18 protein-coding genes are annotated in these 20,456 nt (G+C 72.2%); 11 read left to right on the top strand and 7 right to left on the bottom strand.

Going from position 1 to position 20,456, the window contains the following annotated elements; genetic code table 11:
- Positions 1-14: 14 nt before the first annotated feature.
- Genes CFI00_RS10375 through gcvT form a run of 3 tightly spaced genes read right to left on the bottom strand, consistent with a single transcriptional unit; the run spans position 15 to position 2,274 of the window.
- Positions 15-875: a hypothetical protein gene (locus CFI00_RS10375; protein ID WP_207085064.1), complete on the bottom strand. Its 861-nt coding sequence runs from the start codon at positions 873-875 to the stop codon at positions 15-17.
- A gap of 36 nt (positions 876-911) precedes the next feature.
- Positions 912-1,163 (bottom strand): hypothetical protein, encoded by a 252-nt coding sequence (locus CFI00_RS10370; RefSeq protein ID WP_207085063.1) that lies wholly within the window; start codon positions 1,161-1,163, stop codon positions 912-914.
- 1 nt (position 1,164) lies between these two features.
- Positions 1,165-2,274 carry a glycine cleavage system aminomethyltransferase GcvT gene (gcvT, locus tag CFI00_RS10365; RefSeq protein ID WP_207085062.1) on the bottom strand — a complete coding sequence of 370 codons (1,110 nt, stop codon included), beginning with the start codon at positions 2,272-2,274 and terminating at the stop codon, positions 1,165-1,167.
- A gap of 54 nt (positions 2,275-2,328) precedes the next feature.
- Here gcvT and CFI00_RS10360 point away from each other — a divergent pair, with 54 nt between their 5' ends.
- Positions 2,329-3,834 carry a leucyl aminopeptidase gene (locus CFI00_RS10360; RefSeq protein ID WP_207085061.1) on the top strand — a complete coding sequence of 502 codons (1,506 nt, stop codon included), beginning with the start codon at positions 2,329-2,331 and terminating at the stop codon, positions 3,832-3,834.
- 17 nt (positions 3,835-3,851) lie between these two features.
- Here CFI00_RS10360 and CFI00_RS10355 read toward each other — a convergent pair whose 3' ends face one another.
- Positions 3,852-4,223: a hypothetical protein gene (locus CFI00_RS10355; protein ID WP_242532787.1), complete on the bottom strand. Its 372-nt coding sequence runs from the start codon at positions 4,221-4,223 to the stop codon at positions 3,852-3,854.
- Positions 4,224-4,371: 148 nt separating this feature from the next.
- Here CFI00_RS10355 and lpdA point away from each other — a divergent pair, with 148 nt between their 5' ends.
- The 4 genes from lpdA to CFI00_RS10335 all read left to right on the top strand — a co-directional run bounded on the left by lpdA (position 4,372) and on the right by CFI00_RS10335 (position 12,303).
- A complete protein-coding gene (gene lpdA, locus CFI00_RS10350; RefSeq protein ID WP_242532786.1) occupies positions 4,372-5,748 on the top strand; it encodes a dihydrolipoyl dehydrogenase in 1,377 nt (458 codons plus the stop codon).
- A gap of 56 nt (positions 5,749-5,804) precedes the next feature.
- A complete protein-coding gene (gene sucB, locus CFI00_RS10345) occupies positions 5,805-7,757 on the top strand; it encodes a 2-oxoglutarate dehydrogenase, E2 component, dihydrolipoamide succinyltransferase (RefSeq protein WP_207085060.1) in 1,953 nt (650 codons plus the stop codon).
- Positions 7,758-7,870: 113 nt separating this feature from the next.
- Complete coding sequence (locus CFI00_RS10340) at positions 7,871-11,380, top strand: ABC transporter ATP-binding protein (protein ID WP_242532785.1); 3,510 nt, start codon at positions 7,871-7,873, stop codon at positions 11,378-11,380.
- Positions 11,381-11,412: 32 nt separating this feature from the next.
- Complete coding sequence (locus CFI00_RS10335) at positions 11,413-12,303, top strand: TIGR01777 family oxidoreductase (RefSeq protein WP_207085059.1); 891 nt, start codon at positions 11,413-11,415, stop codon at positions 12,301-12,303.
- Here the strand turns inward: CFI00_RS10335 and CFI00_RS10330 are convergent.
- Positions 12,249-12,839, bottom strand: coding sequence for a hypothetical protein (locus CFI00_RS10330; RefSeq protein ID WP_207085058.1), 591 nt, complete (start codon positions 12,837-12,839; stop codon positions 12,249-12,251). The two genes, CFI00_RS10335 and CFI00_RS10330, sit on opposite strands and share 55 nt — an antisense overlap.
- Before the next feature lie 154 nt (positions 12,840-12,993).
- Here CFI00_RS10330 and lipB point away from each other — a divergent pair, with 154 nt between their 5' ends.
- The 5 genes from lipB to CFI00_RS10305 all read left to right on the top strand — a co-directional run bounded on the left by lipB (position 12,994) and on the right by CFI00_RS10305 (position 17,504).
- On the top strand, positions 12,994-13,722 hold the full coding sequence (lipB, locus tag CFI00_RS10325; RefSeq protein ID WP_207085057.1) for a lipoyl(octanoyl) transferase LipB: 729 nt from the start codon (positions 12,994-12,996) through the stop codon (positions 13,720-13,722).
- 90 nt (positions 13,723-13,812) lie between these two features.
- Entirely contained in the window at positions 13,813-14,763 is a 951-nt protein-coding gene (locus CFI00_RS10320) for an ATP-binding cassette domain-containing protein (RefSeq protein ID WP_207085056.1), read from the top strand.
- Positions 14,763-15,743, top strand: a complete 981-nt coding sequence (locus CFI00_RS10315) for a hypothetical protein (RefSeq protein ID WP_207085055.1) — start codon at positions 14,763-14,765, stop codon at positions 15,741-15,743. Before CFI00_RS10320 ends, CFI00_RS10315 begins: the two co-directional genes overlap by 1 nt.
- A gap of 57 nt (positions 15,744-15,800) precedes the next feature.
- Positions 15,801-16,742: a lipoyl synthase gene (lipA, locus tag CFI00_RS10310; protein ID WP_207085054.1), complete on the top strand. Its 942-nt coding sequence runs from the start codon at positions 15,801-15,803 to the stop codon at positions 16,740-16,742.
- A gap of 54 nt (positions 16,743-16,796) precedes the next feature.
- On the top strand, positions 16,797-17,504 hold the full coding sequence (locus tag CFI00_RS10305) for a DUF4191 domain-containing protein (RefSeq protein WP_207085053.1): 708 nt from the start codon (positions 16,797-16,799) through the stop codon (positions 17,502-17,504).
- Here CFI00_RS10305 and CFI00_RS10300 read toward each other — a convergent pair.
- Positions 17,501-17,896, bottom strand: coding sequence for an RDD family protein (locus tag CFI00_RS10300; protein ID WP_207085052.1), 396 nt, complete (start codon positions 17,894-17,896; stop codon positions 17,501-17,503). The two genes, CFI00_RS10305 and CFI00_RS10300, sit on opposite strands and share 4 nt — an antisense overlap.
- Before the next feature lie 32 nt (positions 17,897-17,928).
- Complete coding sequence (locus CFI00_RS10295) at positions 17,929-18,675, bottom strand: hypothetical protein (RefSeq protein WP_207085051.1); 747 nt, start codon at positions 18,673-18,675, stop codon at positions 17,929-17,931.
- A gap of 268 nt (positions 18,676-18,943) precedes the next feature.
- Between CFI00_RS10295 and glnA the strand changes: the two genes are divergently transcribed.
- A complete protein-coding gene (glnA, locus tag CFI00_RS10290) occupies positions 18,944-20,365 on the top strand; it encodes a type I glutamate--ammonia ligase (protein WP_207085050.1) in 1,422 nt (473 codons plus the stop codon).
- Positions 20,366-20,456 lie beyond the last annotated feature (91 nt).

Here is a 20,456-nt window from a genome sequence, read left to right as displayed (position 1 = left end):
GGGAGGCTACGCGCTCACCTCAGCCGGACCGAGCCGTCCGCGCCGGGGATGGTGAGGGACTGCTCGCAGGTGGACACCGTCGGGCAGACCACGAGCGCCCGCCGCCCCGACTCCGACTGGCGCAGCGTGTCGCGGTTGCCGTCGCGGCGCGAGGAGTCGATCAGGTGCGCCCACCCGCCCTCGGGGAGCGGGACGCTCTGGATACGCACGTCGTAGCGCCCCGGCGGCAGGAACGCTGGAGCCGGGGTCGGCGCGTCGAGCTCGGCGGGGGCCTCGTCGAGCGGCTGCACCTCACCGTCCGGCTCGACCCGGAGGAGCTCACCGTCGGACAGGCGCACCGCGACGTCCGGGCCGTCGGCGACGAACGCCTCGACGTCGGGCAGCTCGACCACCACGTCGGCGAGGTGGAGCTCGTCCTGGGCGTACCAGTTCACGGGGAGCGGGTTGGCCTCCTCGCGCACCTCGGGCGGTCGTGGCTGCGCCGCCCACCACGCCCAGCCGGCGGCGAGCACGGCAGCGACCACCATCCCTGCGACGCCGCGTCGCAGGCCACGCCGTCGTCGAGCGCCACGCAGCACCTCAGCGCGCGCCAGCCACGGGTCAGCCGCGTCGCGCGGGTCGAGGGGGCGTACGCCGTGGGGCGCGGGCTCACCGGGACGGGCGGCCAGTCCCGCCCGCTCGCGGACCTCCGCCCACAGGCTGACGTCGACCTGTTCCTCGCGCACCCGCCGTGCCCAGCCGCGGCGGCTCGCCAGGAGCACCTCGGCGACGGCGAGCCGTGCCTCGTCGGGTGGCACACCCTCATCCTCGAGCCCGCCGACCAGGTCCGGCCAGCGGGCGGCGACGTAATGGTCGAAGTCGGCGTCGGCGCTCACGTGAGGTGATTCGGCACGACGACGGTCGCGGATGGCTCAGGCGCTCAGCGACATGGGTCCGTAGACCTGGCGGTCGTGCTCGAAGAGCGTCACCGCGGCCACCCCGTGCTCGGCGAGCTCGGCCCAGATCTCCCCGACCCACGACTCGGCGTCGCCCTGGGTGGAGAAGCGCTGGTCGGCGTGCTCGGCCACCTCGACGGTCGCGCCGTCGGCGTCCTCGAGGCGCCACCACCACGGGCGCTCGGAGGCCGAGGGCTGGCGGAAGGTCGGCGGCTGTCCGGGGAGCACGTCAGGACTCCTTCACCGACGGGTCGACGAACGGCGGCTTCACCAGCTGGAAGATCTCGCGCCGGCCCCGGACGTCGACGCCGACCTGGGCGTCCTCGGCCACCATCGTCGGGATCAGCGCGAGCCCGATGCCCTTCTTGAGCGTCGGGGAGAAGGTGCCCGACGTGATGTCGGCGAGGGGGACGTCGTGGGTGAGGGTCACGCCCATCCCGGGACGCGGGATGCCGCGCCCGACGGCGACCAGGCCGCGCAGGCGACGCTTGGGGCCCTGCTCCTTGACCTCGAGCACCGCGTCGCGACCCCAGAAGGCTTCTTTCTTCCAGCCCACCGCCCACGACAGCCCGGCCTCGACCGGGTTGGTGTCGAGGCTGATGTCCTGGCCGTGGAGGGGGTAGCCCATCTCGGTGCGCAGGGTGTCGCGCGCACCCAGGCCACAGGCGGTGATCCCCCACTCCTCGCCGGCCGCCATCAGCTCGTCCCACAGCTGCCCGGCGGTGTCGTTGACGACGACGAGCTCGTAGCCGCGCTCGCCGGTGTAGCCCGTGCGGCACACCACGACACCGACGCCGGTGTCGCCGAGCTCGGCCTCGACGAAGGACATGTAGCCGTGGCCGGTCGGGAGACCGACCTTCTGCAGCACCTCGTCGGAGCGGGTGCCCTGCACGGCCAGCACGGCGTAGTCGTCGTGGTGGCTGACGACCTTCACGCCCTCGGGCGCCTGCTCCTGCAGGCGACGCACGACCTCGGCGGTGTTGGCGGCGTTGGGGATCAGCAGCACGTGCTCGTCGTCGTGCCAGTAGGCGATGAGGTCGTCGACGATGCCGCCGGACTCGTCGAGGCAGAGCGTGTACTGCGCCTTGCCGGGCTCGATCTTGGCGAGGTCGTTGGACAGCGTCGCGTTGACGAAGTCGGCAGCGCCCGGACCCGACACCATCGCCTTGCCGAGGTGGCTGACGTCGAAGATGCCGACCGCCTCGCGCACCGCGGTGTGCTCCTTGACCACGCCGGACGGGTACTCCAGGGGCATCGACCACCCGCCGAACTCGGCGAACTTGGCGCCGAGTGCCTCGTGACGGTCGTGGAGGGGCGACTGCTTCAGCGATCCGGCCATGGCTCGCAACCTACCGCAGCGTGCGGACAGCCAGACCTCCCCTAGCATGCCCGGGTGACCTCGTACTCCCTGCGCAGCTCCAGCCCCGCCAAGACTCGCGCCGACGCCGTCGTGGTCGGCGTCGTCTCCACCTCGGACGGTCCGCGGCTGTGCGACGCGGCCGACGACGTCACCGGGGCCTACGGCCGGCGGCTGCGCGCGTTCCTGTCGACGATGGGCGTCACCGGCAAGGCCGGAGAGTCGGTCAAGGCGCCGACCCGCGACGAGGTCAACGCGCCCCTCCTGGTCTTCGTCGGACTCGGCGACGACGCGACCGACCCCGTCGCCGTACGCCGTGCCGCAGGCGTCGCGGCCCGCAGCGTGCCCAACGCCGCGTCGGTCGCCCTGGCGCTGCCGGCCGAGACCCCCGAGCTGGTCGCCGCGGTCGTCGAGGGCCACCGCCTCGGCGGCTACACCTTCACCGCCTACAAGTCCGCGAAGGCCGAGACCACCGAGCCCGCCGACGTCGTGGTCCTCACCCCGATCGCCCGTCGCACCGAGGCCGTGGCCGCGCTCGAGAAGGCGGAGATCCTCGCCGACGCCGTCGCGCTGACGCGCGACTGGGTCAACACGCCTCCGATGGACTGCACTCCCCCGCTCCTGGCCGACCTCGTGACGAGCGCCCACAAGGCCGTCACGAAGGGCCGGGGCGCGCCGAAGGTGAAGCTCGAGGTCTTCGACCACGAGCAGCTCGAGGAGATGGGCTGCGGCGGCATCCTCAGCGTCGGCAACTCCTCCGCGTCGCCCTCGCGGCTGGTCAAGCTGACCTGGGCGCCCAAGGACGCCGTCGCGCACCTCGCGCTGGTCGGCAAGGGCGTCACGTTCGACTCCGGCGGTCTCACGATCAAGCCGTCGTCGAGCATGGTCAACATGAAGGGCGACATGGCGGGCGCAGCCAGCGTCGTGGCCGCCACGCTCGCGATCGCCCGCCTCGGGCTGCCCGTCAAGGTCACGACCTTCGCCCCGATGGCCGAGAACATGGTCTCCGCGACCTCCACGCGCCCCGGCGACGTGATCTCCATGCACAACGGCACGACCGTCGAGATCGCCAACACCGACGCCGAGGGCCGGATGCTGCTGGGCGACGCGCTGTCGTTGGCCGTGCTCGAGGAGCCCGACCTCGTCGTCGACATCGCCACGCTCACCGGCCACATGCAGCTCGCGCTCGGCGACAAGGTCGGCGCCGTCATGGGCACCGACGACCAGGTCCCCGCCGTCCTCGCCGCCGGCGCCGCGGCGGGCGAGCAGCACTGGCCGATGCCGATCCCCGAGGAGATGTCGGAGCGGATCACCAGCTCCAAGGTCGCCGACCTGCTGCAGCACGACTGGGTGCGGTGGGGCGGCGGCCTCTACGCCTCGGCGTTCCTGCGCGAGTTCACCGGCGGCCTGCCGTGGGCGCACCTCGACATCGCCGGCAAGGAGATGAACCTCGGCAGTCCCTACGGCCACGTGCCGTCAGGGGCCACCGGCTTCGGCGTGACGACCCTGGTCGAGCTCGCCCGGTCGCTGTCCGAGGGCTGAGCCGCTCAGGTCCGCTGTCAGATCCCTTCGGCCTTCTTGCGCTTGTTGTAGTCGCGCATCCGCTGCGGCACGCCCACGACCGCGGCGTCGTACGACGGCACCTGGTGGCGGTTGGCGAAGTCGTGGGCCCACTTCACGCTGGGCACCCGGCGACGCGTCCACTCGCCGTCGTGGGCCACGAGGAGGATGGTGACGTCGCTGACCGCGGTGCGCGGCTCGACGAAGCCCTCGACCCCCTGACGGGTGGTCACGAAGCTCTCGAGGTGGCGCGCGTCCTCGCCGTCGGAGGCACGCACGCGGGTGGAGCCGGTGCGGGCAGCGTCCCGCGCCGGAGCACTCGTACGCCCACCCGTACGCCCCTTGCGGCGGAATCGATCGAACAAACCCATGGCGCACATTCTGCCCGGACGGTCCCCACCGCGCCCGCGGATCGCCGACGCCGACCCACCCCGACCGGGTGTGGACAGGCTCACGAAGAGTGCAAGGATGGGCGAGCCCATGCACGTGCTGTGCGAGTCGGAAGTGTGGAGGGAATCTGTGGCGGACGGTGAGTTCGACGTCCTCGTCCTCGGGGCAGGTTCGGGCGGATACGCCTGTGCCCTGCGAGCAGCCCAGCTGGGGCTCAAGGTCGGGCTGGTCGAGAAGGGCAACCTCGGAGGCACCTGCCTCCACGTGGGTTGCATCCCGACGAAGGCCCTGCTCCACGCCGCGGAGGTCGCCGACTCGGCCCGCGAGGCCGCGCAGTTCGGCGTCACCGCCACCCTCGACGGCATCGACATGGGGGGCGTCAACACCTACAAGGACAAGGTCGTCGACCGGCTCTTCAAGGGCCTCACCGGCCTGATCAAGTCACGCGGCATCACCGTCATCGAGGGCACCGGCGCGCTGACCGGCCCGCGGGAGGTCACCGTCGACGGCACGGCGTACGCCGGCAAGGCCGTGGTCCTCGCGTCGGGCTCCTACAGCAAGTCCCTGCCCGGCCTCGAGGTCGACGGCGAGAAGGTCCTCACCTCCGAGCACGCGCTGCGCCTCGACCGCGTCCCCGCCTCGGCCATCGTGCTCGGCGGCGGCGTCATCGGTTGCGAGTTCGCCAGCGTGTGGAAGTCGTTCGGCTCCGACGTCACCATCATCGAGGCCCTCCCGCGCCTGGTGGCGGCCGAGGACGAGGCGTCCTCGAAGGCACTCGAGCGCGCCTTCCGCAAGCGCAAGATCTCCTTCCTGACCGGCACGCCCTTCCAGAGCGTGAAGACCACCGACACCGGCGTCGCCGTCACCGTCGAGGGCGGCGACGTGATCGAGGCCGAGATCCTCCTCGTCGCGGTCGGGCGCGGCCCGTCGACCGACGGCCTGGGCTACGCCGAGCAGGGCGTCGAGATGGACCGCGGCTTCGTGCTCACCGACGAGCGCTGCCGCACCAACGTCGAGGGCGTCTACGCCGTCGGCGACATCGTGCCGGGCCTCCAGCTCGCCCACCGCGGCTTCCAGCAGGGCATCTTCGTCGCCGAGGAGATCGCCGGGCTCGACCCGCGCCCGATCGACGAGTCCGGCATCCCCCGCGTCACCTACTCCCACCCCGAGATCGCCTCCGTCGGCCTCGACGAGGCGGCGGCCCGCGAGCTGCACGGCGACGCGGTCACGACCGTGACCTACGACCTCGGGGGCAACGGCAAGAGCCAGATCCTCCAGACCCAGGGCTTCGTCAAGCTCGTCGGGCTCACCGACGGCCCGGTCCTCGGCGTCCACATGGTGGGCGATCGCGTCGGCGAGCTCATCGGCGAGGCGCAGCTCATCTACAACTGGGAGGCACACGCCGAGGACGTCGCGCCCCTGCTGCACGCCCACCCCACCCAGAACGAGGCGCTCGGCGAGGCCCACCTGGCCCTGGCCGGCAAGCCGCTGCACGCCCACTCCTGACCCCAGCTTTTCAGCTCTGGCCCCACACCTACCTACACGCGAGCGAAGGAACACCAATGGCCTCCGAAGTCACCCTCCCCGCCCTCGGCGAGTCCGTCACCGAGGGCACCGTCACCCGCTGGCTCAAGCAGGTCGGTGACACGGTCGCCGTCGACGAGCCGCTGCTGGAGGTCTCCACCGACAAGGTCGACACCGAGATCCCCTCCCCCGTCGCGGGCACGCTGCTCGAGATCACCGCGAACGAGGACGACACCGTCGAGGTGGGCGCGGTCCTGGGCGTGATCGGCGAGGAGGGCGAGTCCGCGGGCGACGCCTCCGGCACCGCCGAGCCCGAGGCGCAGCCGCAGGACGAGGAGGAGTCGGAGAAGAAGGCCGAGCAGGAGGAGCAGGTCGCCGAGGAGACCGGCAGCCTGCCGGAGGGCGACGAGACCCCTGAGTCCGAGAAGGACGACGCCCCCGCCGAGTCCGAGCCCGCCGCCGAGAAGGCGTCCGGCGACTCCGGCAGCACGGGTGGCTCCGGTGGCGGCTCCGGCACCTCCGTCACGCTGCCGGCCCTGGGTGAGTCCGTGACCGAGGGCACCGTGACCCGCTGGCTGAAGCAGGTCGGCGACGAGGTCGCCGTCGACGAGCCGCTGCTCGAGGTGTCCACCGACAAGGTCGACACCGAGATCCCCTCGCCCGTCGCCGGCACGCTGCTGGAGATCAAGGCCGAGGAGGACGAGACCGTCGAGGTCGGCGCCGAGCTCGCGATCATCGGCTCCGGCGACGCCGCGCCTGCGCAGGCCCAGCCCAAGGACGAGGAGCAGGCCGAGAAGAAGGCCGAGCAGGAGGAGCAGGTCGCCGAGGAGACCGGCAGCCTGCCGGAGGGCGACGAGACCCCCGAGTCCGAGAAGCAGGAGGAGCCGCAGCAGGCCGAGTCGCAGCAGCAGGTGGAGCCTGAGGCCAAGGGCGAGGCGCCCTACGCACCGGCTCCCGAGGGCGAGCCCGAGCCACAGCGCCCCGACCAGGCGCAGGCCGAGTCCGCAGCCGCACCCTCGTCCGCCGAGCAGTCGGGCGGCGGCCGGGACCAGACGGCGTACGTCACGCCGCTGGTCCGCAAGATGGCCGACCAGCACGGCGTGGACCTCGGCTCGGTGCAGGGCACCGGTGTCGGCGGCCGCATCCGCAAGCAGGACGTGCTCGACGCCGCCGCCGCTGCGAAGGAGGCGCAGCAGGAGCAGGCCGCTCCGACCGCTCCGGCCGCGCCCGCGGCGGCCGCGCCCGCCACGGCGGCTCCCGCGTCGGCCAGCCCCTCCCCGCTGCGCGGCACCACCGAGCCGCTCTCGCGCCTGCGCAAGGTCATCGCCAAGCGGATGGTGGAGTCGCTCACCGAGACCGCTCAGCTCACGCAGGTGATGGAGGTCGACGTGACCTCGATCGCCCGCCTGCGCGAGGCGTCGAAGGCCGACTTCCTGGCCCGGGAGGGCGTGAAGCTGACCTACCTGCCGTTCTTCGCCAAGGCGGCGATCGACGCGCTCAAGGTGCACCCGAAGCTGAACGCCGCGATCGACGCCGAGAAGGGTGAGGTGACCTACTACGACCGCGAGAACATCGCGTTCGCCGTGGACACCGAGAAGGGGCTGCTGACGCCGGTCGTCAAGGACGCGGGTGACCTGTCCATCGCCGGGATCGCGAAGAAGATCGCCGACGTGGCCGAGCGCACCCGCACCAACAAGATCACGCCGGACGAGCTGTCCGGCGGCACCTTCACGATCACCAACCTGGGCAGCTTCGGGGCACTCTTCGACACCCCGATCATCAACAAGCCGCAGGTCGCGATCCTCGGCCCCGGTGCCGTGGTGAAGCGTCCGGTCGTGATCGACGACGCCAACCTGGGCGAGACGATCGCGGTGCGCCACATGGTCTACCTGTCGCTGACCTACGACCACCGCCTGGTCGACGGCGCCGACGCCGGCCGGTTCCTGCAGGACGTCAAGAAGCGCCTCGAGTCGGGCCAGTTCGAGGTCTGACGTTCGCCGTACGACGCCCCGTCCGCCGCGTGCGGGCGGGGCGTCGCCGCGTCCTGCCTCCCCCGGAAAACCACAGGCGCACTGTCAGTCCCAGCACCTAGCCTGAAGGCATCGTGACCCTCACCGACACCACCCGGCCCACCGACGCGACCGCCTCCTCGTCGGGCCTTCCGGCGCACCGCCGGCCGGTCGACTGGCGTCGCGTCCGCCGTCCACTGACCTATCTCTGCTTCTCGATGTCCCTCGTCGGCGCCATCGCTTCCGCGCTGGGCTCGATGGTCGCCGGACGCCTCGCCGACGGTCCGACCGAGACGCTGCTGCTCCTGCTCGGGCTGTGCGTGGTCGGTGGCGCGGTCATCGACACCATCGCCAAGACGATCTGGGCCACGATCTGCGACCGCGCCGAGGGCCAGCTGCGCTCGGACCTGCTCGACGCCGCGATGGCCCAGCCGCTGTCCGAGCTCTCCGAGCAGGCCGTCGGCGAGGTGCTCGACCGCATCGACGACGACACCTGGGAGGTCGGTCAGCTGATGCGCTGGGGCGTGTGGCAGGCCGCGCGCACCTTGCTGGCATCCGGTCCGCTGTGGGTGGTCGCGTCCCTGACGTGGTGGCCGGCGGTCTTCCTCTTCCCCGTCACGGCGGTCGTCACGTTCCTCTCCATCCGCCGCCTCCTGCCGGAGGTCTCGCAGAAGAAGGTGATCGAGGAGGCCGCGTGGACCGACCACGCCGCCTCCACCGAGGAGGGGGTCGCGGCCCGTGACGACCTGCGCACGTCACTGGGGCAGGCCCACGTGCTGCGTCGCAACGCTCACCTCGCCTCCGTCGTGCACCGCACCCTCGACGCCGTGCTGGCCGTCGAGGTCCGCATCACCCGCCGCAGCGGCGGTCTCCTGCACGGCGCGCTCGCCGCGGTCGGCGTGGTCGGGGTCGCGCTCGTCCTGGGCGGCGACCTCTCCACCGCACGGCTGGTGACGCTCTTCCTCGTCACCACGATGTTCGTCGGCGGCGTCGACATGCTCGCGCGTCACCTGCCCGACCTCCAGGAGGGCTTCGGCGCTGTCCTGCGCCTGCGCGGGATGATGGCCGCGCCCGCCGAGCCGACGGGCGGCCGACCGGTGCCCGAGGGTCCCCTCGACGTCGAGTTCCGCCACCTCGACTTCAGCTACGGCACCGGCACGTTCGCGCTGCGCGACGTCGACCTGCTGCTGGCTGCCGGGCACACCTGCGCCCTCGTGGGCCGCACGGGTTCGGGCAAGTCCACCCTGGCCTCGCTGCTCTCCCGAGCCGTCGAGCCGCCGCGGGGCACGGTGTTCCTCGGCGGGGTCGACGTCCGCGACCTCGACCTCCAGCAGCTGCGCTCGGCGGTGGGCGTCGTCACCCAGCGCACCGAGGTGCTGGCGGGCACCCTCGCCGACAACATCGCTCTCTTCGACGACGTGCCCCGCACGCGCGTCGAGGCAGCGGTCGCCGAGCTCGGACTGACCGACTGGGTGGCGGGCCTCCCGGCCGGCCTCGACACGGTTCTCGGCCCGGGCGGCACGAGCCTGTCCGCGGGCGAGGAGCAGCTGGTCGCCTTCGCCCGCCTGCTGGTGCGCGACGTGAGCGTCGTCGTCCTCGACGAGGCGACGGCCCGGATGGACCCGGTCACCGAGGCGCGCGTCGTGCGCGCGGCCGACCGCCTCATCTCCGGACGCACCGGCATCCTGGTCGCCCACCGGCTCTCCACCACCGAGCGCGCCGAGCAGGTCGCGGTGATGGAGTCGGGCCAGGTCGTCCAGCAGGGTGCGCGCGCCCGTCTCGCCCAGGTGGACGGCCCCTTCCGCACCCTGCTCGAGGCCGCCGCCCACGAGTCGGTGGTCGAGGAGCACCACCACGACGCCTCCACGATCGGCGCGGTGCGGCGCAGCACGACTCCCCCGCCCCCGCCCGAGCTGGCCCCGACCCCGAGCCTGGCGCGCCAGGTGCTGCACACCATCAGCATCCAGCCCCAGTGGGGCCTGCTGGGCGCCTTCCTGTTCCTGGCCGCGTCCCTCACCGGCGCGTTCGGCGCCGTCACCGGCTGGGTCTGGGGACTCATCGTCACCGACCTCCAGGCCGGCGATGACCCCGGTCTGCTGGTGGTCGCGCTGGTGGCCTCGCTCGTGGTCGCCCCCTTCCTGCTGTCCCAGGCCTTCCGCACCTACCCCCACTGGTGGGTGGAGGTGCGCCTGCGGGTCCGGGCCGCCGTCCTCCACGGCCAGACCTCCCAGCGTCGCCTGCTCCGCACGCCACCGGGCGAGGTCGTCGCCCGCACCATGGACGCCGACCGGCTCGCGCGCTACACCGACCGCTGGGTCGACTTCGTCAACGGGCTCGTGGTCGCCGCGATGACCGCCCTGATCGCGCAGACGTGGGTCGCCGGCGCGGTCCTGCTGACGGTCATGGCCGTCTCGGCGCTGGCCTCCACCCTGGGCCGCCGGGTGGCCGGTCGCTCGGCCGCCGCCGCGTCGACGGCTCGCGCGCGGTTCGGGCAGTCGCTCGTGTCGGCGCTGGAGTCGGTGCGCACCGTCAAGCTGGCCGCCGCCACTCCGCAGGTCCACCAGCACCTGCGCGACGTCGACGGCGGCCGCGTCGACGCCGCGGTGCGCGAGCACCGCGTCCAGGCGCTGCTCGACGGCGTGCCCGTCGTGATGGTGCAGCTCGGCGTCGTCGCCGCCTGGGCCGGTCTGCTCACCGGCCGGTGGGAGCTCGCCACCGCGCTGCTGGTCGCCAACGCGGTCAGCGGCTTCGACTGGTTCGGCCGCGTCGCCGGCTCGGTCGTCACCGAGGCGCCCGGCACCCGCGCCTGGATGAACGCCACCAGCGAGCTCGCCGGCGGCGGCGACCTGATGGACCTCCCTCCCGGGGTGGACCTCGTCCGCGGCACCGGCCCGGACCCGGCGCCGGCCCACCGCGACCCGTTGCGCACGCTCAGCGTGCGCGGGCTCGACGCGGTGCACGACGACGGCACCCTCGGGGTGCAGGGCATCGACCTCGACGTCCGTGCCGGTGAGCTGGTGCTGCTGCTCGGCCAGGTCGGCTCGGGCAAGTCCAGCCTGCTCAGCGCGCTGGCCGGCCTGGTCACCAGCACCGGCGAGATCCGCTGGAACGACCAGGTCGTCGCCGATCCGCAGACCGCGCTGCGGCCCGGACGCGTGGCCCACGTCGCGCAGGTGCCGCGGGTGCTGTCGGGCACCTTCACCGGCAACGTCGCCCTCGACCACGCCGAGCGCGCCGTGCTCCCCTCGCTCGAGACCGCCCGGATGGGGCGCGACGTGGCGGAGGCGGGCGGGCCGGACTCCCTCGTCGGGCACCGCGGCGTACGCCTCTCCGGCGGACAGGTCCAGCGCCTGGCGCTGGCGCGGGCGCTGGCCGCCGAAGCCGACGTGCTGCTCGCCGACGACGTGTCGTCGGCGCTCGACGCCGCCACCGAGGTCGAGCTGTGGAAGGCGCTGCGGGCCCGGGGCGCGGCCGTGATCGGTGCCACCAGCAAGACCGCCGCACTGACGCAGGCCGACCGCGTGGTCGTCCTCGAAGCGGGGCGGGTCGTCGACCACGGGCCGTGGCGCGAGCTGTCCGACCGCTGGGGGCACCTTGGGGGGTGAGGGGCTTTGGCCCCCACTGGTTGGGTGGGGTCATGCGCGTCCTCATCGCCGGTGCCTCAGGATTCCTCGGCACCCACCTGTCCACGCACCTGCGGGTGCACGGGCACGAGGTGACCGCGCTCGTGAGGCGCGAACCCACCTCGGCCCACGAGTCCCGGTGGGACCCGAGCACCGGTGACATCGACGCCGCCGCGGTCGCCCGCGCCGACGCCGTGGTCAACCTGGCGGGAGCGAGCATCGCCGCCAACCCGCACTCCAAGGCCTACGCCCGCGAGGTGATGGACTCCCGGGTCTCGACCACGCGTCTGCTCGCCGACACGATCGCCGCCGCTGAGCGACCGCCCTCCTTCCTCGCCGGCAACGGCATCAGCTGGTACGGCGACCACGGGGGCCGACTTGTGACCGAGGACACCGAGACCACCGGCGACGCCTTCCTCACCCGCGTGGCGCGCGCGTGGGAGGAGGCGACCCTCCCGGCGCAGGACGCCGGCGCCCGGGTCTGCGTGCTCCGCACCGCCCCCGTGATGGACCGCACCTCCCCGCCCCTCAAGCAGCTGCGGCTGCTCTTCCAGCTGGGCGGCGGAGCCCGGCTCGGGTCCGGCGAGCAGCACATGCCGATGATCTCGCTGCGCGACTGGGTCGGAGCGGTGAGCTACCTGGTCGAGTCGCGTGACGTCTCGGGCGCGTTCAACCTGTGCTGCCCGCACACGCCCACCAATGCCGAGTTCACCCGCACCCTGGCCTCCGCGGTGAAGCGCAAGGCCTTCCTCGCGGTGCCGTCGGCGGTCATGAAGGTCGCGGCCGGTGACCTGGCCTCCGAGCTGCTCGGCTCGATCAACGCCCGCCCGGCGGCCCTGGAGCGCGCCGGCTACGACTTCGAGGACGAGGACGTCCGCGAGGTGCTCGCCGCCGCGCTCGCCTGATCGCGGGCCTTCGCGACCAGCCACGTCCGCCCCGGACGTACGAGCACGACGCGACGGGTGGACGCCCGGTCCGTCGGCAGCGCGACCGCTCGCGTCCCGCCGACTGCCCGCCCGGCGACCAACCGGTCGGTGACGTCCAGCACCAGGCGGCGCGGCGCGCGTTGCACGACCACGACCGCCAGGAGCTGGGTCGTGAGCCCCTCCACGGTGAGGCCGCGGTCGCGGTAGTGCCGGAGCAGCCGTATGTCCGCCGCCCCGGTGCGCGAACCAGCCGTGTAGAGCCCCGCTAGGGTCTCGACGTCTGCTGCCGACCAGGCCGCGGAGCGGCGCGCGTCCCAGGCGGCGAGGATCGCGGACGCGCTGGTGGGCTCGGACCCCTGCACCTCGGAGGGCCGTGCCTCCGACGACCGTGCCGCAGCCGGACCGGGCGGGCCGGTGGGGCTCTCCCCCGGCCGCCCGACCGTGACGACCAGGGTCGCCACGACGCAGGCGCACGCGAGGGCGGTGAGCACGGGGAGCAGTCGTCGTGGGTCCACCCGCCCACCCTCGCCGATCGGCGCCGGCGGCGCTCGCGTCATCCACAGGCACCCCGCCCCACCCCGCCCCTGCGTCATACGAACCCGCACCCATACCTGTGGCTTCGTATGACGCAGACCAGCCCGGCCGGCAGGCCGGGCGTAGGCTCGGAGCATGCCGCTGGACTTCGAGATCGCCGGTCTCGGCGAGGACGCCGTCGACTACCTCGCCGCCTGGGACGCACAGCGTCGCGTGCACGAGGCCGTGGTCGCGGGTGAGCGCCCCGACTCGGTGCTGCTGCTGGAGCACCCGCCCGTCTTCACCGCCGGCAAGCGCACCGATCCCCACGAGCGCCCGCTCGACCCGGGCGGCGCGGACGTCATCGACGTCGACCGCGGTGGGAAGATCACCTTCCACGGTCCCGGGCAGCTCGTCGGCTACCCCATCGTCCGCCTGCCCGACCACGTCAAGGTCGTCGACTACGTACGCCGTGTCGAGGAGGCCCTGATCGCGGTCTGCCGCGACCTCGGGGTGGCCACCGCCCGCGTGCCGGGACGCAGCGGCGTGTGGCTGCGCGCCGACGACCGCGGCCCCGAGCGCAAGATCGCCGCCATCGGGATCCGCGTCAGCCGCGGCGTGACCATGCACGGCTTCGCTCTGAACTGCGACGTCGACCTCGGGTGGTACGACCGGTTCGTCCCGTGCGGCATCGCCGACGCCGGGGTCACCTCGCTGACCCAGGAGCTCGGGCGTGACGTCACGGTCGCCGACGTGCTGCCGGGCGTGCGCGAGCACCTGTCGGCGTACCTCCTCTGGGAGCCCTACGTCGCGACCCCCGACTACGAGCCCCGTCCCGAGCCGGGCCACGGTCCGCGCATCCAGCTGGTCACTCCCGGTCGCTGACCGGCGCGCCTGCGCGCCGACCCGGACCCGCGCCTGTCAGAGTCGCCCCCACGGGGAGGGCGTCGCGTCGACGCCCCGGAGGGGGCGAACGTGGCGGGCACGACCGGTGCCGAGCTGGTGATCGAGACCAGCGGGTTGCGCAAGGAGTTCAGCGGCAGGGGAGGCACCCGCGTCGCGGTCGACGACCTCGACCTGGCGGTGCCGCGCGGTGGGGTGCACGGCTTCCTCGGGCCCAACGGGTCCGGCAAGACCACCACTATCCGGATGCTGCTCGGACTGGCCCGGCCCACGGCCGGCACCATGGCGCTCTTCGGCACCCCGGTGCCCGACCACCTCGACGAGGTCATCGGCCGCGTCGGTGCCGTGGTGGAGTCGCCGAAGTTCTCCCCCACCTTCTCCGCGCGGCAGAACCTGCTGCTGCTCGCCCGGTCCGTCGGCGTCGCCGACACCGCGGTCGACGATGCCCTGGTCCGGGTCGGTCTGGGCGACCGCGCCGAGGACCGCTTCAAGTCCTACTCACTGGGCATGAAGCAGCGGCTCGCCATCGCGGCCACCCTGCTCAAGTCGCCCGACCTGCTGATCCTCGACGAGCCGACCAACGGCCTCGACCCCGCCGGGATCCGGGAGATCCGCGAGCTGATCCGCGACCTCGGAGAGGCCGGCGTCACCGTCCTGCTGAGCTCGCACATCCTGGCCGAGGTGCAGCAGGTGTGCACCAGCGCGACCATCATCGGCAACGGCCGGATGCTGACGTCGGGCAAGGTCGAGGACCTGCTGGGCCGTACGTCGTACCGGCTCCGCGTCGGCGACGCGACCGCGGCCGCCGCGGTTCTCGAGGGTGCCGGCATGGACGTACGCGTGGACGCCGACTCGCTGGACGTCGGGACCGACGAGCCCGGCGAGCGGATCACCCGCCTCCTGGCCGAGGCGGGCCTGTTCCTGTCCGAGCTGACGCCGGTCCGCGCGGACCTCGAGACGATCTTCCTCGAGCTCACCGCCGACGACCGGATGGGCGTCGCGACGACGTCGGAGGAGGCGTGATGAGGCTCCTGCGCGTCGAGCTCGCCCGCCTGCGGTGGCGGCGCGCCGTCGTGGTGCTGCTGGTGGTCTGCGTCGCCCTGCCCCTGGTCCTGCTCGCCGGCTACGCCTGGGAGACGCGTCCGGTCAGCGACGCGGACGTCGCGCAGGCCGAGCAGCTCGCCGCCCAGGACGCCGACCAGCCCTGGGTCACCCAGGAGATCGCTGCCTGCGAGGCCGACCCGGAGATGTACCTCGGCCCCGCCGGGACCGCGGCCGAGTGCGCGGAGGCGATCACGCCCCGCGCCGAGAACTACCTCTACCGCAGCGAACTGGACCTCACGTCGCTCCGCACCGACGTCGGCGCGGCCGCCATCACCATCCTCACCGGCCTGTTGATGCTCATCGGCACGACGTACGCCGGTCACGACTGGAACACCGGCTCGATGAGCAACCAGCTGCTGTTCGTGCCACGACGGCTGCGGCTGTGGACGGCCAAGGGCGCCGCCGTGCTGGTGACCGGCCTCGTGGTCGGCGCAGTCGTGCTGGCGCTCTTCTGGGGAGGAGCGGCGCTGCTCGCGTCGAGCCGCGACATCACGGCCCCTCCCGGGACGTGGAACGACATCTGGGCCACGCAGGCCCGCGGGGTCCTCGCCATCGGGGTGGGCGGGCTGCTGGGCTACGCGCTCACCATGCTGTTCCGCAGCACCGTGGCGACGCTGTCGCTGATGTTCGGCGTCGCGATCGCCGGGTCGCTGCTCGTCGCCGCGATCCTCGGCGACAACGCCGCGCGGTGGCTGCTGCCGACGAACTTCCTCGCCTTCGTGCTCGGCGGCTTCTCCTACTACGACCCGTCCGCCTGCATCCAGGCTCCCGACGGGTCGGTCACCGGGGGCTGCGAGTCGACGCTGTCAGCCGCCGACGGCGGGGTCGTGCTGGCGGTGCTCGTCGTGGTCTCGGTGGCGCTGTCGGTGTGGGCGACACACCGGCGCGACGTGCCGTGAGCGGGCTCCCCCGACCGTGAGTTGGGAGCCCCTCCCCACCGTCGTAGAGTGAGGCGTGTGACTGCCGCTCCCGCACCTGAAGGACGCAAGCTCCTCCGACTGGAGATCCGCAACGCGGAGACCCCGATCGAACGCAAGCCGGAGTGGATCAAGACCAAGGCCAAGATGGGCCCTGAGTACACCGCGCTGCAGAACCTCGTGAAGTCCGAGGGACTCCACACCGTCTGCCAGTCCGCCGGCTGCCCCAACATCTTCGAGTGCTGGGAGGACCGCGAGGCCACCTTCCTCATCGGCGGTGACCAGTGCACCCGACGCTGCGACTTCTGCCAGATCGACACCGGCAAGCCGCAGCCCCTCGATCGCGACGAGCCGCGCCGCGTGGCGGAGTCCGTGCAGCGCATGGAGCTCAAGTACGCCACCATCACCGGCGTCGCCCGTGACGACCTGCCCGACGGCGGCGCCTGGCTGTACGCCGAGACGGTGCGCGCGATCCACGACCTGAACCCGGGCACCGGTGTCGAGAACCTGATCCCCGACTTCAACGGCAAGCCCGACCTCCTCCAGGAGGTCTTCGAGTCGCGACCCGAGGTGCTGGCCCACAACGTCGAGACCGTGCCGCGGATCTTCAAGCGGATCCGTCCCGCCTTCCGCTACGACCGCTCCCTCGACGTCATCACCCAGGCCCGCGCCTTCGGCCTGGTGACCAAGTCCAACCTGATCCTCGGCATGGGTGAGACCCGCGAGGAGGTCAGCCAGGCGCTGCGCGACCTGCACGACGCCGGCTGCGAGCTGATCACCATCACGCAGTACCTCCGCCCCTCCCCGCGCCACCACCCCGTCGAGCGCTGGGTCAAGCCCGAGGAGTTCGTCGAGCTCAAGGCCGAGGCCGACGATATCGGCTTCGCCGGCGCCCTCTCGGGACCGCTGGTCCGCTCGTCCTACCGCGCCGGACGGCTGTACGGTCAGGCCATGGACGCGCGCTCCGCCGCCACCGTCTGACCTGCTCCACCACCCGCGTACCCCACCTCACCTCCCAGCTGGACAAGGCCACCTATGTCGACCCCCGCCTCCACGCCCACCTCGCGCCGTGGGCAGATCATGCAGACCTACACGATGGCCAAGCGGACCGACCCGCGCCTGGGCCTGATCATCCTGGGTGTCTTCGTGCTGGGCGCGGCGATCGGCTTCGGCCTCATGTGGCTGCTGCCCGGCGACGGCTGGATCTCGCTGGTCCTCTCCATCGTGATCGCGCTCATGACCGGCCTGCTCGCAGCGCTGCTGGTCTTCGGCCGCCGCGCCCAGCGGGCGGCGTACAAGCAGATGGAGGGCCAGCCCGCGGCGGCCGCCGGTGCGCTGCAGATGCTGCGCCGCGGCTGGAAGGTCGACCCGGTCGTCGGATTCACCAAGCAGCAGGACGTCGTGCACCGGGTGGTCGGCCCGCCCGGCATCGTCCTGGTGGGCGAGGGCACGAGCCAGGCCCGCGTGAAGCAGCTGATGGTCAACGAGCGCCGCAAGCACGAGCGCGTCGCCTACGGCGTGCCGATCCACGAGATCGTGGCCGGTCGCGGCGAGGGCGAGGTGCCGATCCCGAAGCTCGTGCGCCACGTGCAGAAGCTCGGCCGCAACGTGAAGCCCGCCGAGATCACCGACATCCTCCAGCGGCTCAAGGCGCTCGACGCGCAGCGCGGCAAGCTGCCGCTGCCCAAGGGTCCGGTCCCGACCTCGATGAAGGGCATGCGCTCGCAGCAGCGCGGCCGCTAGATCGCGACGGTCCGGGTGCCGGCGGCGACGTCGTGCAGCCCGCGGCCACCGGCAGTGAGCAGCGGCGGGAGCAGGAGCGCCACCAGCGCGCTGCGCACGAGCGCGCGGGCCAGTGAGACCGGCTGACCGGGTACGCCGTCGCGCACCACCCGCAGCCGGGTCGCGAGCTTGCCGAAGGAGCCGCCGGCCACGGCCGTGAAGAGCGCGGACTCGACGACGAAGAGGCCGAGCGTGCCGAGGCCGTTGGGGTTCCCACCGACCACGCCGGCTGCGACCAGGCCCTCCACGACCGCGAGGCAGGTCACCCAGTCGACGAACAGCGCGAGGACCCGGCGCCCGAAGGACGCAGGGGCGAGGTCGGCTGAGGCGTTCGTCGGGCTGGTCTGCGGCACGGGCCCAGCGTAGGCGCGGGCCGGTCGCGCCCCTACGACGCCTCGGACCCGACCGGCTCGGCGCCCTCGGGCTCCACCACGGCCAGCGAACCGCCCCAGTTCGTGTAGTCGATGCGGACCTGGTCGGTATTTCCCGTCCCGGTGTACTCCAGGCGCACCGGCAGCGACTCCTCGTCGATCCAGAGGTCGAGCACCAGCTCGTCGGCGACCTCGACCTCGCGGTGCACCGAGTGCTCGGGCAGGGCGCCGAGCCAGGCGGCGGAGTCCACGGTGACGACGTAGTGGGTCGTGGCCACGCCGCCCACCTCCTCCTCCCCCGCGTCGTCGACCTCGTCGACCGCGTCGACGAGCACCTCGTAGTCGCCGGCCACGTCGAGGGACAGCAGGACGGGAGAGGCTCCGGCGTCGAAGCCCGGCTCCTCGCCGAGCGCACGCGGATCGTCATCGCGCATGTAGGTCCACCGGTCACCGGTCGCCTCGCCGCCGACGTACACCCGCCCGCCGACCCGGCGGAACTCCAGGAACTCCCCGGGCTCGTCGCCGGTGATCGCGCGGAACTCGTGGGTGCCGTCCTCCCACGACAGGTCGACCTGCACCTCGCCGCGGCCGCGGTGGTCGCCGATGCCGAGGTGCACGTAGTCCTCGCCACCGACCGCGGCGGCCACCGCGGGCACGAGCGTCGTCAGTCCGTACGACGCGCTGGACGGCGCGCCGCTGTCTCCCCCGGCGGCGCCGCAGCCGCTCAGGACCACACCACCGTCGAGATGCCGATGCCCCACCGCTTGCGTGCTGTTCCCCGAGTCATGCCTGACCGTAGACCCGCGCCACGTTTCGCACGAGTAACCCCAGGGGTGAAGTCCGGCGGCGCGACGCGCGACCGGAGCGCGCCCTCGCGCGCCACCCTCCGGGCACATGTAACACGGGCGAAACAATCGGGATACGGTCTAGAAACCGCTCCCGCCTAGCGTGACGACCACGGTGCAACGAGGCCCCGTTCCGTGACGCTGCAACTTGGACGCGCGCTGGCCGCCGTCGAGGAGGAACCGAATGTTCAACAACTCCGATGAGCTGCTCAAGTTCATCAAGGACGAGGGCGTCGAGATGATCGACGTCCGTTTCTGTGACCTGCCGGGCATCATGCAGCACTTCACGGTGCCGGCCTCGTCCTTCGACCAGAGCGTCTTCGACGACGGCCTCGGCTTCGACGGCTCCTCGATCCGCGGATTCCAGGCCATCAACGAGTCCGACATGTCGCTCTTCCCGGACCCGACCACGGCCTACATCGACCCGTTCCGCAAGTCCAAGACCCTCAACGTCAACTTCTTCATCCACGACCCGATCACCGGCGAGGCCTACAGCCGCGACCCGCGCAACATCGCGCGCAAGGCGCTGGCCTACCTCGACTCGACCGGCATCGCGGACACCGCCTACTTCGCCCCCGAGGCCGAGTTCTACATCTTCGACAACGTCCGCTACTCCACCGGTGTCAACGAGGGCTACTACCACATCGACTCCGTCGAGGGCTGGTGGAACTCGGGCAAGGACGACGGACAGAACAAGGGCTACAAGACCCGTCTCAAGGGCGGCTACTTCCCCGTCGAGCCCTACGACCACTACAGCGACCTGCGCGCCGACATGGTCAAGAACCTCGAGGCCAGCGGCCTGCTCGTCGAGCGCGCCCACCACGAGGTCGGCACGGCCGGCCAGGCGGAGATCAACTACCGCTTCGACACGCTGCTCAAGGCTGCGGACGACGTGATGAAGTTCAAGTACCTCATCAAGAACACCGCCTGGGAGCAGGGCAAGTCGGTCACCTTCATGCCGAAGCCCATCTTCGGTGACAACGGCTCGGGCATGCACGTCCACCAGTCGCTGTGGAAGGACGGCGAGCCGCTGTTCTTCGACGAGACCGGCTACGCCGGCCTGTCCGACATGGCGCGCTGGTACATCGGCGGCATCCTCAAGCACGCCCCGTCGCTGCTGGCCTTCACCAACCCGACGGTGAACTCCTACCACCGCCTGGTCCCTGGCTACGAGGCGCCGATCTCGCTGGTCTACTCCTCGCGCAACCGCTCCGCCTCGGTCCGCATCCCGATCACGGGCGCGAACCCGAAGGCCAAGCGCGTCGAGACCCGCTTCCCCGACCCCTCGGCGAACCCCTACCTCGCCTTCGCGGCCCTGATGCTGGCCGGCCTCGACGGCGTCCAGAACAAGATCGAGCCCGCCGCTCCGATCGACAAGGACATCTACGAGCTGCCGCCGGACGAGATGGCCGAGATCGACCAGGTGCCGACCAGCCTCGGTGCCGTGCTCGACGCGCTCGAGGCCGACCACGACTACCTGACGGCCGGCGGTGTCTTCACCGACGACCTGATCGAGACGTGGATCCACTTCAAGCGGACCCAGGAGATCGCTCCGGTTCAGCTGCGGCCGCACCCGCACGAGTTCGAGCTCTACTACGACATCTAGTCCCGCGTGGGTGATGCCCACCGGCTAGGTGCCTAAGAACGGCCCCTGACCTGCGAAGACACCTTCCGACGTCTTCCAGAGTCAGGGGTCG

This window comes from Nocardioides sp. S5 (assembly GCF_017310035.1).
Lineage (GTDB): Bacteria > Actinomycetota > Actinomycetes > Propionibacteriales > Nocardioidaceae > Nocardioides.
The sequence above is the reverse complement of the archived record's forward strand: the minus strand, read 5'-3'. Positions and strand labels throughout refer to the sequence as shown.

Coding starts and splice junctions, on each gene's coding strand:
- gcvT (WP_207085062.1), bottom strand. CDS start 2,274: ATGGCCGGATCGCTGAAGCAGTCGCCCCTCCACGACCGTCACGAGGCA.
- CFI00_RS10355 (WP_242532787.1), bottom strand. CDS start 4,223: ATGGGTTTGTTCGATCGATTCCGCCGCAAGGGGCGTACGGGTGGGCGT.
- sucB (WP_207085060.1), top strand. CDS start 5,805: ATGGCCTCCGAAGTCACCCTCCCCGCCCTCGGCGAGTCCGTCACCGAG.
- CFI00_RS10335 (WP_207085059.1), top strand. CDS start 11,413: ATGCGCGTCCTCATCGCCGGTGCCTCAGGATTCCTCGGCACCCACCTG.
- lipB (WP_207085057.1), top strand. CDS start 12,994: ATGCCGCTGGACTTCGAGATCGCCGGTCTCGGCGAGGACGCCGTCGAC.
- CFI00_RS10315 (WP_207085055.1), top strand. CDS start 14,763: ATGAGGCTCCTGCGCGTCGAGCTCGCCCGCCTGCGGTGGCGGCGCGCC.
- CFI00_RS10305 (WP_207085053.1), top strand. CDS start 16,797: ATGTCGACCCCCGCCTCCACGCCCACCTCGCGCCGTGGGCAGATCATG.
- glnA (WP_207085050.1), top strand. CDS start 18,944: ATGTTCAACAACTCCGATGAGCTGCTCAAGTTCATCAAGGACGAGGGC.